The sequence below is a fragment of the Acinetobacter schindleri genome, from assembly GCF_010918895.1.
GTDB classification, from domain to species: Bacteria; Pseudomonadota; Gammaproteobacteria; order Pseudomonadales; family Moraxellaceae; genus Acinetobacter; species Acinetobacter schindleri.
The window spans coordinates 1,649,361-1,663,535 of record NZ_CP044483.1 but is presented as its reverse complement, the minus strand read 5'-3'; the positions used below and the strand labels follow the sequence as shown (position 1 = coordinate 1,663,535).

Here is a 14,175-nt window from a genome sequence, read left to right as displayed (position 1 = left end):
CTGCGTCAAACGGTTCTTTGAGTTGAATGAGTTTTAATCTATAATCCCAAAATAATTGACGAATATCTCACTATAGTTTGTATCATTTTTAGAGAATAATTCTAATGAATAGCTCATATGTAAGCCTTGACCGAATAGATATTCGTATTCTTGATTTGCTGCAATCTGAATCGAAAATTTCCAATATCAAACTGGCAGAAATGGTGAACCTGTCACCAACAGCAGTACTGGCACGGGTGCAGAAATTGACCAAGGAAGGATTTATTCTCGGTTATGAAGCCCGTCTGAATCCGGTCAAGCTGAATAACGGTTTTGTAGTTTTTGTCGAGATACTGCTGGATAAAACTACACCGAATGTACTGGAAGAATTTTCTGAAGCAGTGCAGCATATTCCGGATATTGTGGAATGTCATATGATCAGTGGTGGCTTTGATTTTGTAGTGAAAATCCGCTGTGCGAATATGGATGAATTCCGTAAAATTTCCGGAGATATTCTGTGGCAGTTGCCGGGCGTAAAAGAAACCCGCAGTTATCCGGTGATGGAAGTAATTAAGGAAACCCAGCAGATCAAGCTGAAAGTACCTGCCAAAGCTAAAGTATAAAATGCTGATAAAACAAAAGGGACATAAAGTCCCTTTTAGTTTTTGAAATAGAAAGACTATTTCTTCATTTCTGCCATTTCTTTTTGATATTCGGCTTTCGCCAGTTCAAAACGATTGACTACATCGTGACTTGGAGCTTTATCTAGCAAACTAACAATCACAATGCTAAGCGCTGCCAGAATAAAGCCGGGAATAATCTCGTACAGACCTGTATCGCCCATATAATTTTTCCAGGCAATTACGGTTACTGCACCTACTACCATGCCCACAATTGCGCCATTGAGAGTCATGCGTTTCCAGAACAGCGAGAAGATGATCAATGGACCAAACGCTGCACCAAAGCCTGCCCACGCGTAAGCCACTAGACCAAGAACTTTGCTGTTCGGATTGATTGCCAAGGAAATTGCAATCAGGGAAATCACAATCACCATGCCACGGCCAACCCAGATAAGTTCTTTTTGCGAAGCATTTTTACGCAGGAAACCTTTGTATAAATCTTCGGTAAGAGTTGTAGAACAGACTAGCAGCTGACAGCTTAAAGTACTCATAATCGCAGCCAGAATTGCAGCCAAAACGATGCCAGCCACCCAAGGATTAAACAGGATTTTAGTCAGTTCCATAAAGACTGTTTCAGGATTCTGGTTCACGATCGCTGCAGCAGGTAAATCAGGATTTGCTGCAAAATAAGCAATTCCGATATAACCTGCAGACATTGCACCCACCAGACACAGGATCATCCAGGTCATACCGATACGACGTGCAGCAGGAATGGTTTTTACCGAATCTGCCGCCATAAAACGCACTAAAATATGCGGTTGGCCAAAATAGCCTAAGCCCCATGCCAAACTTGAAATAATCGCCACCATACTCAGACCTTCCAGCATATTGGATGCATGTGGACGGGCTGTTTCAAGCAATGTACCGACCTGTTGAGCATTATCACCCAATGCCAGATAGGTAATGATCGGGGTAATTAACAAGGCGAAAATCATCAAACCGGCCTGAAAGGTATCGGTCCAGCTGATCGCCAGAAATCCACCGATACACACATACAGAATCGTGGCAACAGCACCGAGCCAGAGTGCAGTGGTATAGTCCCAGCCAAACAGGCTTTCAAATAAGCGTGCACCTGCAACCATGCCGGAAGCACAGTAAATCGCAAAGAACACCAGAATCACGATTGCAGAGAGCAAGCGTAAAATCCGCTTCTTATCCGAAAAACGGCTGGTAAAATAATCGGGCAATGTCAGGGCATTGTTCTGGTATTCGGTGTGGGCACGCAAGCGGCCAGCCACCAGGAGCCAGTTCAGCCAGGCACCAATAATCAGACCAATCGCAATCCAGACTTCAGACAAGCCAGACAGATAAATTGCACCAGGCAGACCCATCAGCAGCCAGCCGCTCATGTCGGAGGCGCCTGCCGAAAGTGCAGTCACTACACTGCCCAGACTTCGCCCACCCAGAATATATTCATCAAAATTGGACGTCGCACGATAGGCGTATAAACCAATTCCAATCATGGCGACGATATAAAACAGAAAAGTAATCAGTGTCGGGTTTAGCGAGCTCATAGGCAGAGTATCCTTAAATATTGCACATCATCATCCGGGATGATTTTTTGTACTGCGTTCACAGGGCAGTGATTCAAACACGGTTTAAAAATTACACTCTGTAACAGTTAAGCAGTTTTTATGTATGCTTTATGTAAATTTGATTTTTTAAATAGAATAGTATGGAATTTAAAATGACTAAATAAAGCCAAGAATAGTCTAATTTAGAGCTGAGAAGCTAATTTTTAATAAATAGTTAAAATCATTAAACTTTTGTTATTTTATTACACAAAGTTACAAAACTAACAGCAAATGCGAACTAGACATATTTTGTTGCAAATATCACTTAAAAGATTTCTATTTGTTTCTCACCACTCCGCGCATAGTGAAAAAGCACCATCAAGGTGCATCATCGCCAAGAGTAAAAAATATGGACAATATGCTTCAAATTGACTTGAACAGAATCGAACAGGATTTATTGGGTAAAAAACAGATTCCACAGCATAGTTATTATGGAATTCATACTATACGTGCGCTGGAAAACTTTCAGATATCAGGTTTAACTGTAGGACAGCAGTTACATTTTATTCGCGCTTTGGCACAAGTTAAAAAAGCGTCTGCACAAACCAATCTACATTTTCAGAAAATTTCAGAACAACAATGTGCAGTCATTCAGCAAGCCTGTGATGAGCTGATTCAACATCCGGAAAACTGGCAGGATGCTTTTCCACTGGATCCTTATCAGGGCGGAGCCGGGACTTCCATCAATATGAATGCCAATGAAGTGATTGCCAACCGTGCGCTGGAACTGATGGGGCATCGTAAAGGGGAATATCATATTCTGCATCCGAATGATCATGTGAATACATCGCAATCTACCAATGATGTCTATCCCACGGCACTGCGCCTGGCGACTTATACACGTTTAGATGAACTGCTCAATGTGCAAAAATCTTTGATTGATACTTTATATAGTAAGGCTACAGAATTTCAGTATGTGATCAAGATGGGCCGTACTCAATTGCAAGATGCTGTTCCTATGACTATGGAGCAGGAATTCCGCGCTTTTGCGACTTTATTAAAAGAAGATTTTAAGCTGATTGAGCAGATGCGTCAGTTATTGCTGGAAGTTAATCTGGGTGCAACAGCAATTGGAACTGGTGTAAATACACCAACGGGTTATGCCAAGCGTGCTGTAGAAACTTTGGCACACATTACTGGTCTGCCTTTAAAAGGCGCGGAAGATTATGTAGAAGCGACCAGTGATTGTGGCGTATTCATTATTCTGTCTAGCAGCCTGAAACGTCTGGCAGTCAAGTTGTCCAAAATCTGTAATGACTTACGTCTCTTAAGTTCTGGACCACGTACCGGTTTGGCAGAAATCCGCTTGCCAGAATTACAGGCAGGTTCTTCGATCATGCCAGCCAAAGTGAATCCAGTGATTCCGGAAGTGGTGAATCAGATTGCATTTCGGGTAATTGGCAATGACCTGACCGTGACCATGGCGGCAGAAGCTGGACAATTACAACTCAATGTCATGGAACCTGTCATCGCGGTATCTTTAAATGAATCGATTCAATTGCTGACCCACGGTATGCAGACGCTACAGCAAAAATGTATTGCCGGTATTCAGGCCAATGAGCAGAACTGTTTAAATGCCGTGATGCGCAGTATCGGCATTATCACTTTGCTGGAACCACTGCTAGGGCATGCCATGTGTGATGAAATCGGAAAACAGTGTATTCGTGAAAATAAAACTGTGCCTCAAGTCGTACTGGAGCTGGGTCTGCTCAGTCAGGCTCAGTTAGATCAAATCTTTGCCTTTGAAAATCTGGTCTCGGAAGTACCTAGTGAGATCAATCAGTTAGAACAAGTGTCCTGAAGCTCTTAAGGCTTTGAATCACGATTTATAGGATCGTGCTGATTTTAACCATTTACCCCAAATCCAGTCTGTGGATTTGGGGTATTTTCATCTAGACTAGATAAATCCCACGATGAATTCGGAACATAGCATGTTTGATAAAATCAGCACTTTATTCAAATCAAATAAACCTTCTCCTGCACAGCTTTATCTAGAAGAAAATAATATTCAATATACCGAAGAAACTGGCTATATCGTAGATGGGATTAACCTGAATCAAGAGTTAGGTGAAAGACTAGAATATCTGTCTAACCGACGCATGAAAACATTTGATGATCTGAAAGAATTATATTTTACAGCCATGATCATTAATGAAAAAATTGATCTGGAAATTGCCAATCAACGTTTTAATTCAAGATTGGGCAATACTGAAGAAAACTTGCTGCAATTTAAAGTAATCGTAAAAAAGTTGAATGATTATTACCGAAATTTTCTGCGTGAGAAAAAATAGCATTTGAAGTGGAAAGAAACCATTATTTTCCTGATAGCAAAGACTGCATAAAAATAACGAAATGCGCAGATACCATCGTGATAGTATAAGGGACATGTTGTTTAGACTTTAAAGCTATATACATGTTCCAACAAGAAATTTCCCAACTCAATTTAAAACAACTCAAAGCTGGTGAACGACGCTGGTTAGGCAACCTGCAGGGATCATCCACAGCATTATTGCTGAAGGAAATTGCCAAGCAGCATAAACAGTTATTTGTGATTGTGGCACGCAATAATCAGCACCTTGGTCAGCTGGAAAGTGAACTGGAATTTTATGGCATCAAGCCGACTATATTTCCAGACTGGGAAATTTTGCCTTATGACCGTCTGTCTCCGCATCAGGACATTGTCTCTGAACGTCTGGCAATTCTTTCCAATATGCCGCAAACCGGGGTGTTGCTGTTATCTGCTTCTACGCTGGCTCAGCGTGTAGCACCAAGCTCATGGGTATTGGGTGAACACTTTGATATTCGTGTCGGGCAAAAGCTTGATCTGGAACAGCAAAAGAAAAAACTGATTCAGGCGGGTTACCATCTGGTTGATACGGTATATGACCATGGTGAATTTGCAGTCCGCGGCAGCATCATGGACATTTATGCCTCTGGTCAGGATGCACCGATCCGGATTGACCTGTTTGATGATGAAATTGAAACGCTGAAATTTTTTGATCCGGAAACCCAGCGCACTACGCAAACTTTAGAACAATTTACCGTATTACCAGCACAAGAATTTCCACTGAAAGAAGGGCGCGCCACTTTCCGGGACCGTTATGGTGAGCTGTTCCCCACAGCAAATCCCAAGAAAAACCCGATGTATCAAGATGTCATGGATGGTATTGCTTCGCCCGGTATTGAATTTTACATGCCACTTTTCTTTAGTGCAGAAGCGATGCAAGCTTACAGCACTTTGGCTTCATACTTACCAAAGAATGGCATTGTCATTACAGATCGCGGTCTGGAAGAGTCATTAAACCAGTTTTGGGCTGAAGTGGTACGTCGTTATGAGGATCGCCGTCATAATGTGGATCAGCCAATTCTGCCTGCGGAAATGCTGTTTACCCAGACTAATCTTGTGCTGGAACAATTGAACCAGTTTGGTCGCATTATTGCCTCTCAAGATGTTTTTGATGAAAAAGCGGGTGTGATAAATCTGGATACTCAGACACCGCCACGACTGCCGGTCGATTCGAAACGGGAAAAGCCATTCATCGAAGTTAAAAAATATATCGATGCAGCTAATCATCCTGTTCTACTCGTGGCTGAAAGTGCAGGTCGCCGAGAAACTCTAAAAGATGCACTGCGTCCAAGTCTGGGGGATATCCCGACTGTCGAGAATTTTGATGCCTTTGTCGCATCATTACATGCGATTGCCATTACCAGTGCACCCTTAGAACGTGGTCTGGTTTTGACTGATCGTATCGCTGTGATTTCGGAAAACCAGCTCTATGAACATCGGGTGGTACAGCGCCGTCGCAAGCGTCAACAGGAAGTATCCGAAGAATTCCTGATTCGCAGTCTGACCGAGCTGACCATTGGTGCCCCAGTTGTACATATTGATTATGGCGTAGGGCGTTATGCCGGCCTGATTACCTTGAGTATTGACGATCAGGACCATGAATTCCTGCAACTGGATTATGCTGATGATGCCAAGGTTTATGTACCAGTCACCAATCTGCATCTGATCAGCCGTTATAGTGGTGGTGATCCTGATCTGGCACCACTACATAAGCTCGGAACAGATGCCTGGAGCAAAGCAAAACGTAAGGCACTGGAACAGATTCACGATGTCGCAGCCGAATTACTAGATATACAGGCACGACGTTCATCCAAGCCCGGGATTAGTTTTGAGCTGGATCAAAGCCTGTATATGCAGTTTGCCAGCGGTTTTGCCTATGAAGAAACGTTAGATCAAGCCAATGCCATTGAAGCAACTTTATATGACATGCAGCAGGCCAAACCAATGGATCGTCTGGTTTGTGGTGATGTAGGCTTTGGGAAAACTGAGGTCGCAATGCGTGCTGCTTTTGTGGCGGTGCAGAATAACCGTCAAGTCGCAGTTCTGGTCCCAACCACTTTGTTAGCACAACAGCACTATGAATCCTTTAAAGACCGCTTTGCGGACTGGCCAGTACGCATTGAAGTGTTGTCACGTTTCGGTTCTTCTAAGGCACATACTAAAACGATTGATGACCTGGCAGAAGGCAAAGTGGATATTGTGATTGGTACGCATAAAATTTTGCAGGAAAATGTCCAATTCAACAATCTTGGCCTGATGATTGTCGATGAAGAACACCGTTTCGGGGTGCGGGACAAAGAACGCATCAAGGCGCTACGTGCCGATGTAGATATGTTGACCCTGACCGCAACACCAATTCCCCGTACCCTAAATATGGCTTTTAGTGGTATGCGTGATCTTTCAATCATCGCGACACCACCAGCACGTCGTCTGGCAGTAAAAACCTTTGTGCAGGAACAGACCAATGACACCATTAAAGAGGCGATTCTGCGTGAATTGCTGCGTGGTGGTCAGGTTTATTTCCTGCATAACGAAGTGGATACCATTGACCGTGCTGCAGAAAGCCTACGTGAACTGGTACCAGAAGCGCGTGTCATTGTTGCCCATGGGCAAATGCGTGAACGTGAACTGGAGCAGGTCATGCAGCAGTTCTATCACAAGGAATACAATGTTCTGGTGTGCTCGACTATTATCGAAACCGGGATCGATGTGCCGAGTGCCAATACTATCATTATTGAACGTGCGGATAAGCTCGGTCTGGCCCAGCTGCACCAGTTGCGGGGGCGTGTTGGTCGTTCTCATCACCAGGCTTATGCTTATCTCCTGGTTCCATCGATCAAAGGCTTAAAAGGCGATGCTGAAAAACGCCTGGATGCGATTCAGCGAGCGTCAAATCTGGGTGCGGGTTTTATGCTGGCAACCGAAGATCTGGAAATCCGGGGTGCAGGTGAGCTCTTGGGTGAACAGCAAAGTGGTTCGATGCAGGCGATAGGTTATAGCCTGTATATGGAAATGCTGGAAAAAGCCACCAAAGCCATTCAAAAGGGCAAGACACCGAACTTTGATGCACCATTATCTTTAACGGCAGAAATTAATCTGCATATGCCAGCCTTGATTCCGGATGACTATCTGGGGGATGTACATCAGCGTCTGCTGTTCTATAAACGTATCAGTAATACCGATACCCAAGACAAACTCGACAATATCCGTATGGAGCTGATTGACCGTTTTGGTATTCCACCACAGCCAGTGAAGCAGCTATTTGCAGTACATCAGCTTCGTCTGAAAGCAGAACAGCTGGGCATTACCAAAATCGACATTGGCGGTCAGGGCGGGCATATCGAATTTGCTCCGGATACGCCAGTGCAGGCCATGAGTATTATCCAGATGATGCAGAAACATCCGACCTATTTCCGGATGAATGGCGGGCAACGTCTGAAAGTCATGGTCATGCTCGAAGACTATCAGAAACGTATTCAGTTTTTAAACGATTTGCTGGATAGCCTGCTGAAAGAGCTGCATTAAAAAGGTTTTAAAAAATGGGTCAGAAAAGGAATTCTGACCATTCTTTTAAATCGATGGCGAAGTCACCCCTCAATGGAAAGAAAGTCTTGATTAATTTGTGTGATTCGGTAAAGTCTGAGTTGTGACCGAGTTCATAACAAATCATCCAAATTTGTATTTAAACACATTGCTCACAATATTCAGCTAGCACTGGATATGTTAGTATTAGCCATCATTCTAATTTTGCATCATTTATAAAGATATGTTTAGTTTGCATCCTCAACTTGCTCAAGATACGTTTTTTGTAGGCGACTTTCCTTTATCAACATGTCGTTTGATGAATGATATGCAATTTCCGTGGTTAATCCTGATTCCACGTGTGCCGGGCATTACAGAATTATATGAACTTAGCCAGGCCGACCAGGAACAGTTCCTGCGTGAATCAAGCTGGTTGTCTAGTCAGCTTGCGCGTGTATTCCGTGCAGACAAAATGAATGTGGCTGCATTAGGTAATATGGTTCCACAGCTACATTTTCATCATGTGGTTCGTTACCAGAATGATGTGGCTTGGCCAAAACCAGTTTGGGGAACACCTGCGGTTCCTTATAGCAGTGAAGTTCTTGCTCATATGCGTCAGACGTTAATGCTGGCTCTACGTGGTCAGGGAGATATGCCATTCGACTGGCGTATGGATTAATCTGATCCCATGCTGCAATCAGGCCTGTAAATTATACAGTGCTGCAAGGAGCAACTGAGTGCAAATAGACGATTGGGTACATAAAGAGCCGAAACAGTTTGAATATTTCCATCGACTGATGGGATATATCATGCTGTCGCTGGTCATCGTCGTTTTTCACTATACAGAGCCTGATACGCAGTACCAGATTTTTATCCCGTTTTTCTTTCTTGCGATTATACTGGCTCTGCCGAAGCTGTCGCGCTGGCTCATCTATCGCTACAATACTAGTATCAAGCGTAATGTCTTCTTTGTGCTCGACATTGCTGTAATTGCAGTCATTCTTTCTGCAATGCATATGAGTCTGGTACTGTCTTTATTGGGACTGGTCGCATTGTTGTATACCGCAATCAGTAACAAAATTTCATTTTTGACGTTCTCATTGGCAAGCCTGATCGGTATTGCCATTTTTTATTTCTGCAATATTTTTATCTTTGGTTTTGGTGAATATTTTCAGCCAACCAGCAATGAGTTGACAGTTCTGGGCTTCCTTTGTCTGGTGACCTATTTTGGTGTAGGGAATTACTATCAAACCACGCGTGCACGTTATATGGCGCAGAAAAAGAATCATTATTATGATCAGATGAACCGCTATATGGAATTTGCCAACCAGCTGAGCCGTTATGCACCCTTGCAGCTATGGCAATCAATTATGAAAGGTGAGTCTGAAGCCAAGATTGAATATAAACGTAAGAAACTTACCGTATTTTTTTCCGATATCCAGGGTTTCACGGAACTCTCTGAAACGCTGATTCCAGATGATTTGGCCTTCCTGCTGAATGACTATCTCAGTCACATGACAGAAATCGCCAAGCACTATGAAGGCACGGTAGATAAATTCATGGGTGATGCGATCCTGATCTTTTTCGGTGATCCGCATTCTGATGGTGTTGAGCAGGATGCCAAAAACTGTCTGGATATGGCGATTGCCATGCGTCAGCAGATGAAAATCCTGCGTGAACGCTGGGTGAAAATGGGCTATCCACCGCTACATATTCGTATGGGTATTTCGACGGGTTATTGTCACGTTGGCAATTATGGCGCTAATCACCGTATGGCTTATACGATTGTGGGACGGGATGCCAACCTGGCAGCACGATTACAATGTGCTGCTGAAGTAGATGAAATCCTGATTTCTGAAGATACCCATACACTTATCAAGAATGACTATCTTTGTGCAGGAAAAAAACCAGTATTCCTGAAGGGGATTAAAGAGCCAGTACGTACCTGGCAGGTAATGGAGCGATTTACTTCAGAGAAAATTGATTATCAACGCTGGTTTGATTACGAATATAAAGGTTTCCATCTGTTACTTAATCTGGATGAAGTGCAAAACTACGAATATCCTAAACTGGTCCATGTGCTTGAAAATATGATCAAGCGGATTCAGACCCAGCAGAAGATGACCAATTCACAAGGTATTGTAAAGTTAAAACTTGAAGATGAAGTCATTGAACATCTACCAGCGAGTACAGCAGAACCTGTGGTATTAGAAAAAGAGACTGAGAAGCAGGAATATGAAACCAGGTCAGATCAATTAGAAAAAAAGACCAGTCGCGCGAGTTAAGAAAAAACAATCACCATAAAGATCAGATGTAAAAAAACCACGCTCAAGCGTGGTTTTTTATGAAAATCGCTTAGTGATTTTCTGAAGCATGGTTGATGGTGTATTTCGGAATTTCAACTTCCAGATCTTCGTCCACCACTTTGACCTGACAAGACAAACGTGAATCAGGCTCAAGGCCCCATGCACGGTCTAACAGATCTGCTTCAACATCATTCATTTCTTCTAGGCTGTCAAAGCCACGACGCACAATCACGTGACATGTGGTACATGCACATGACATATCGCAAGCATGTTCAATCTTGATCCCGTTATTTAGCAGGCTTTCACATAAATTGGCATCTTGTTCAACTTCAAACTCAGCACCTTCAGGGCAAATTTGCGCATGTGGAAGAACTTTAATACGTGGCATAGTCTTTACCTTAAATTAGTTTGAGTTTGACCAGTCGTCGAGTTTAGTACCTTTCAGTGCTGCATCGATATGCTGGTTCATACGAGCAGCAGCAAATGCATCACTATGTATTTTAAGCTGTTCTACGGCAGATTCAATCGCTTTGATATCTGTACCTTGCAGCTCTTGTTCAAGCTTGGCTTGAGCAGCTTGCAGATCAGTAAGCTGCTGCTCACTTAACAACGCCACATCCATTTTCAGGGCCTGAGTAAGTGCTTCGAGTTCACGTTGTGCTTCAACTTTGGTTTCCTGAAGATGACGCAGGTTTTTGTCTTCTTCAGCAAATTTATAACCTTCAAGCAGTAAACGCTCTGTATCTTCGCTCGATAAACCATAAGATGGCTTGATATCAATCTGTGCTTTTACACCAGATGTAGTTTCTTGCGCAGCTACGGTTAAAAGACCATCAGCATCCACCTGGAAACTCACTTCAATACGTGCTTGACCTGCAGTCATTGGCGGAATACCGTGCAGCACGAAGCGGCCCAAGCTACGGCAATGCTCCACCAGATCACGTTCACCCTGAACTACATGGATCAACATCGCGGTCTGACCATCTTGATAGGTGGTGAATTCTTGACGGCGTGCCACAGGAATCGCGGTATTACGTGAAATTAGACGTTCTACCAGACCACCCATGGTTTCAAGACCTAGAGACAATGGTGTTACGTCTAATAACAATGAACCGTCGGTTGAATTACCAATCAATTGGTTCGCAGTAATCGAGGCACCAATTGCAACTACTTCATCCGGATTGATCGTACATAGAGGTTCTTGGTTGAAAACTTCACGCACTGCTTTCTGAACGGCATAGGAGCGGGTAGAACCACCTACCAGAACCACGTTTTGAATATCATCCAGTTCCAGTTTGGCATCACGCATTACACGTTTACAAACGCTAATCGTTTTATCCAGTGCAACTTTAATGATTTCTTCAAACGTTGGACGATCTAATGTTAAGACATGATCCAGCAGTCTTACTTCTACAGATTCAGCATCAGAGAGTGCTTCTTTAGCCTTGCGCGCAGCTGTAATGAAATGTGCATATTCAGCATCATTAAGGGTTTCAATATTCAGCTGTTTCTTGGCCCATTTTAGGATCAGACGATCTAGGTCATCACCACCCAGAGCAGTATGGCCACCAGTCGCTAATACTTCGAATACGCCTTGCGAGAAACGCAGGATAGATACGTCAAAAGTACCACCACCTAGGTCATAGATCACATAGTTGCGATCTGTACTGAGGTTGGTTTCCTGATCCAGACCGTAAGCTACAGCAGCAGCAGTAGGTTCATTCAATAAACGAAGTACATTTAAACCGGCCAGTTGTGCCGCATCACGAGTTGCCTGACGTTGTGCTTCATCAAAATATGCAGGAACTGTAATGACAGCACCATTAATCTCATTTTTCAAGCTTGCTTCTGCACGGTCTTTCAGCTGTTTTAAAATTTGTGCTGAAATTTCGACGGGTGTTTTACGACCTTGAGCAGTTTCAAACGCTGGCATTTCATTCGCTTCACCCACTAAGGTATACGGGTGCTGGAATTTAATATCCGCTTGAGAACGACCCATGAAACGCTTTACAGAAACGATGGTATTTTTTGGGTCGGTCATTATGAATGGTGCAGCTTCATAGCCGTACTGAGTGCTTTGCTCTGCATAATGAACGATAGAAGGAAGTAACACACGTCCTTGTTCATCATTAAGTACTTTGGCTTTACCTGAAAGAACCGTGGCGACCAAAGAATGGGTGGTGCCTAAATCGATACCAATCGCAATGCGGTGTTCATGCGGTGCACTTGATTGACCTGGTTCTGCAATCTGCAAGAGAGCCATAGTGTTACATCCTTTGCACGTTAAATATTAAAGAGAGAAATTAAAAATCTTCATCGAGGTCAAAGCTGTCGTCATCGAGGAAACGGTCTTCCGCTTTATCGATATCGGCCATGACTTTGACAAAGAAGCGCAGTTTACGCACAGTATCGCGAGCCTCAGCCCAGTCTTCCTCTTCATAATCTATTTTGAATTCACGCACCAGACCATCAATCCACTGTTGAACTTCAACTTTTAGGGAAGATAAGTCTTCTGCCGAAGCTGCATCATCAAGCTGCTCACGAATTTCAAGCGCATCTTGCAGAAACTCAAAATCACTGATGGACTGATCCAGATGATAATCCTGTTTTTTCAATGAAAGTAAGTAAGCAGCGCGACTATCCACGGCCGACAAGACCTTATATGCCTGATTGATTTCACTTGATTTGATCAGGGCCTGGTCTTTGTCTGCAGCTTTATCTGGGTGATATTGTTGCTGTAACTTTAAAAATTCAGCTTTTAAAGCAGCTGAATCAATATCAAGTGCGACAGGGAGGTTGAACAACTCAAAATGATTCATGGGAGATTGGATCCACGATTAATATGCAAATTAACTGCAATGTACAGCTAAAAACTACTGCCTAAATGCAATTAAAACAGTGTAGATGACACTGTTTTAATGCTGCAAGGATAAATGTACGCTGATTAAGCCTTATACAGTGAAGGATTCACCGCAGCCACATTCACCTTTTTTGTTCGGGTTGTTAAATTCGAAGCCTTCGTTCAGACCATTTTTTACGTAGTCCATCTCCATACCTTCGAGATAAACCAGGCTTTTCGGGTCAACGAAAACTTTAACACCAAACTGTTCAAATACTTCATCATGTGTATCAGCGTCATCGACGAATTCAAGCACATAAGCCAGACCAGAACAGCCTGAAGTTTTCACACCAACGCGAATGCCTTCACCCTTACCACGATTTTTCAGGTAATTGCTGATATGAGTTGCAGCATTTTCAGTTAAATGGATCATGAAAACTCCGTTAATCTTTCTTCAAAAATACACGTCAGCAATTAAGCTTTCACTTTTTTGCTACGATAATCTTCTACAGCAGCTTTAATGGCATCTTCAGCAAGTACAGAGCAGTGTACTTTTACTGGAGGAAGAGCAAGTTCAGTTGCGATATCAATATTCTTGATCGCTTGAGCTTCGTCCAGAGTTTTGCCTTTTAGCCACTCGGTTACCAGTGAGCTAGATGCAATTGCTGAACCACAGCCATAAGTTTTAAAACGTGCTTCTTCGATTACACCTTCATCATTCACCTGAATCTGAAGACGCATCACGTCGCCACATGCTGGTGCACCCACCATGCCTGTACCTACGTTTTCTGCATTTTTGTCTAAAACACCAACGTTACGTGGGTTTTCGTAATGGTCAATTACTTTTTCGCTATAAGCCATGTTGCTTCTCCAAACCTCGGGGTCAGCCTAATATTAAATATGGGGATTAAAAAACTTTTATCAATGA

Annotated in this window: 12 protein-coding genes; 6 read left to right on the top strand and 6 right to left on the bottom strand. The window is 43.2% G+C overall.

Annotated features, from left to right (window positions below):
- The first annotated feature begins 104 nt into the window (after positions 1–104).
- Complete coding sequence (locus FSC11_RS08055; RefSeq protein ID WP_163166200.1) at positions 105–602, top strand: Lrp/AsnC ligand binding domain-containing protein; 498 nt, start codon at positions 105–107, stop codon at positions 600–602.
- Between the two features lie 56 nt (positions 603–658).
- On the opposite strand, the gene putP is transcribed toward FSC11_RS08055, so the two are convergent.
- On the bottom strand, positions 659–2,173 hold the full coding sequence (gene putP / locus FSC11_RS08050) for a sodium/proline symporter PutP (RefSeq protein WP_005221798.1): 1,515 nt from the start codon (positions 2,171–2,173) through the stop codon (positions 659–661).
- A 409-nt stretch (positions 2,174–2,582) separates the two neighbouring features.
- Here putP and aspA point away from each other — a divergent pair, with 409 nt between their 5' ends.
- From aspA to FSC11_RS08025, 5 genes are all read left to right on the top strand, one after another.
- The gene (gene aspA, locus FSC11_RS08045) at positions 2,583–4,034 is read left to right on the top strand and encodes an aspartate ammonia-lyase (protein ID WP_163166198.1); all 1,452 of its coding nucleotides are present in this window, start codon (positions 2,583–2,585) and stop codon (positions 4,032–4,034) included.
- 130 nt (positions 4,035–4,164) lie between these two features.
- Complete coding sequence (locus tag FSC11_RS08040; RefSeq protein ID WP_163166196.1) at positions 4,165–4,524, top strand: hypothetical protein; 360 nt, start codon at positions 4,165–4,167, stop codon at positions 4,522–4,524.
- A gap of 122 nt (positions 4,525–4,646) precedes the next feature.
- Positions 4,647–8,105 (top strand): transcription-repair coupling factor, encoded by a 3,459-nt coding sequence (gene mfd / locus FSC11_RS08035; protein WP_163166194.1) that lies wholly within the window; start codon positions 4,647–4,649, stop codon positions 8,103–8,105.
- Between the two features lie 241 nt (positions 8,106–8,346).
- A complete protein-coding gene (locus FSC11_RS08030) occupies positions 8,347–8,781 on the top strand; it encodes an HIT domain-containing protein (protein WP_004894486.1) in 435 nt (144 codons plus the stop codon).
- A gap of 58 nt (positions 8,782–8,839) precedes the next feature.
- Positions 8,840–10,387, top strand: coding sequence for an adenylate/guanylate cyclase domain-containing protein (locus FSC11_RS08025; RefSeq protein ID WP_163166192.1), 1,548 nt, complete (start codon positions 8,840–8,842; stop codon positions 10,385–10,387).
- A 70-nt stretch (positions 10,388–10,457) separates the two neighbouring features.
- On the opposite strand, the gene fdx is transcribed toward FSC11_RS08025, so the two are convergent.
- The 5 genes from fdx to iscU all read right to left on the bottom strand — a co-directional run bounded on the left by fdx (position 10,458) and on the right by iscU (position 14,108).
- Entirely contained in the window at positions 10,458–10,796 is a 339-nt protein-coding gene (gene fdx / locus FSC11_RS08020; protein ID WP_004812732.1) for an ISC system 2Fe-2S type ferredoxin, read from the bottom strand.
- A 15-nt stretch (positions 10,797–10,811) separates the two neighbouring features.
- Positions 10,812–12,671 (bottom strand): Fe-S protein assembly chaperone HscA, encoded by a 1,860-nt coding sequence (gene hscA, locus FSC11_RS08015; protein ID WP_163166190.1) that lies wholly within the window; start codon positions 12,669–12,671, stop codon positions 10,812–10,814.
- A gap of 40 nt (positions 12,672–12,711) precedes the next feature.
- Positions 12,712–13,227: a Fe-S protein assembly co-chaperone HscB gene (hscB, locus tag FSC11_RS08010; RefSeq protein WP_163166188.1), complete on the bottom strand. Its 516-nt coding sequence runs from the start codon at positions 13,225–13,227 to the stop codon at positions 12,712–12,714.
- A gap of 132 nt (positions 13,228–13,359) precedes the next feature.
- Positions 13,360–13,680 (bottom strand): iron-sulfur cluster assembly protein IscA, encoded by a 321-nt coding sequence (gene iscA, locus FSC11_RS08005; RefSeq protein ID WP_004812739.1) that lies wholly within the window; start codon positions 13,678–13,680, stop codon positions 13,360–13,362.
- 41 nt (positions 13,681–13,721) lie between these two features.
- On the bottom strand, positions 13,722–14,108 hold the full coding sequence (gene iscU / locus FSC11_RS08000; RefSeq protein ID WP_004812740.1) for a Fe-S cluster assembly scaffold IscU: 387 nt from the start codon (positions 14,106–14,108) through the stop codon (positions 13,722–13,724).
- Positions 14,109–14,175 lie beyond the last annotated feature (67 nt).

Bases quoted from the DNA above. Each gene is read 5' to 3' on its own strand.
- hscB (WP_163166188.1), bottom strand. From the start codon at position 13,227: ATGAATCATTTTGAGTTGTTCAACCTCCCTGTCGCACTTGATATTGAT.
- mfd (WP_163166194.1), top strand. From the start codon at position 4,647: ATGTTCCAACAAGAAATTTCCCAACTCAATTTAAAACAACTCAAAGCT.
- FSC11_RS08040 (WP_163166196.1), top strand. From the start codon at position 4,165: ATGTTTGATAAAATCAGCACTTTATTCAAATCAAATAAACCTTCTCCT.
- iscA (WP_004812739.1), bottom strand. From the start codon at position 13,680: ATGATCCATTTAACTGAAAATGCTGCAACTCATATCAGCAATTACCTG.
- hscA (WP_163166190.1), bottom strand. From the start codon at position 12,671: ATGGCTCTCTTGCAGATTGCAGAACCAGGTCAATCAAGTGCACCGCAT.
- fdx (WP_004812732.1), bottom strand. From the start codon at position 10,796: ATGCCACGTATTAAAGTTCTTCCACATGCGCAAATTTGCCCTGAAGGT.
- aspA (WP_163166198.1), top strand. From the start codon at position 2,583: ATGGACAATATGCTTCAAATTGACTTGAACAGAATCGAACAGGATTTA.
- iscU (WP_004812740.1), bottom strand. From the start codon at position 14,108: ATGGCTTATAGCGAAAAAGTAATTGACCATTACGAAAACCCACGTAAC.
- putP (WP_005221798.1), bottom strand. From the start codon at position 2,173: ATGAGCTCGCTAAACCCGACACTGATTACTTTTCTGTTTTATATCGTC.
- FSC11_RS08055 (WP_163166200.1), top strand. From the start codon at position 105: ATGAATAGCTCATATGTAAGCCTTGACCGAATAGATATTCGTATTCTT.
- FSC11_RS08030 (WP_004894486.1), top strand. From the start codon at position 8,347: ATGTTTAGTTTGCATCCTCAACTTGCTCAAGATACGTTTTTTGTAGGC.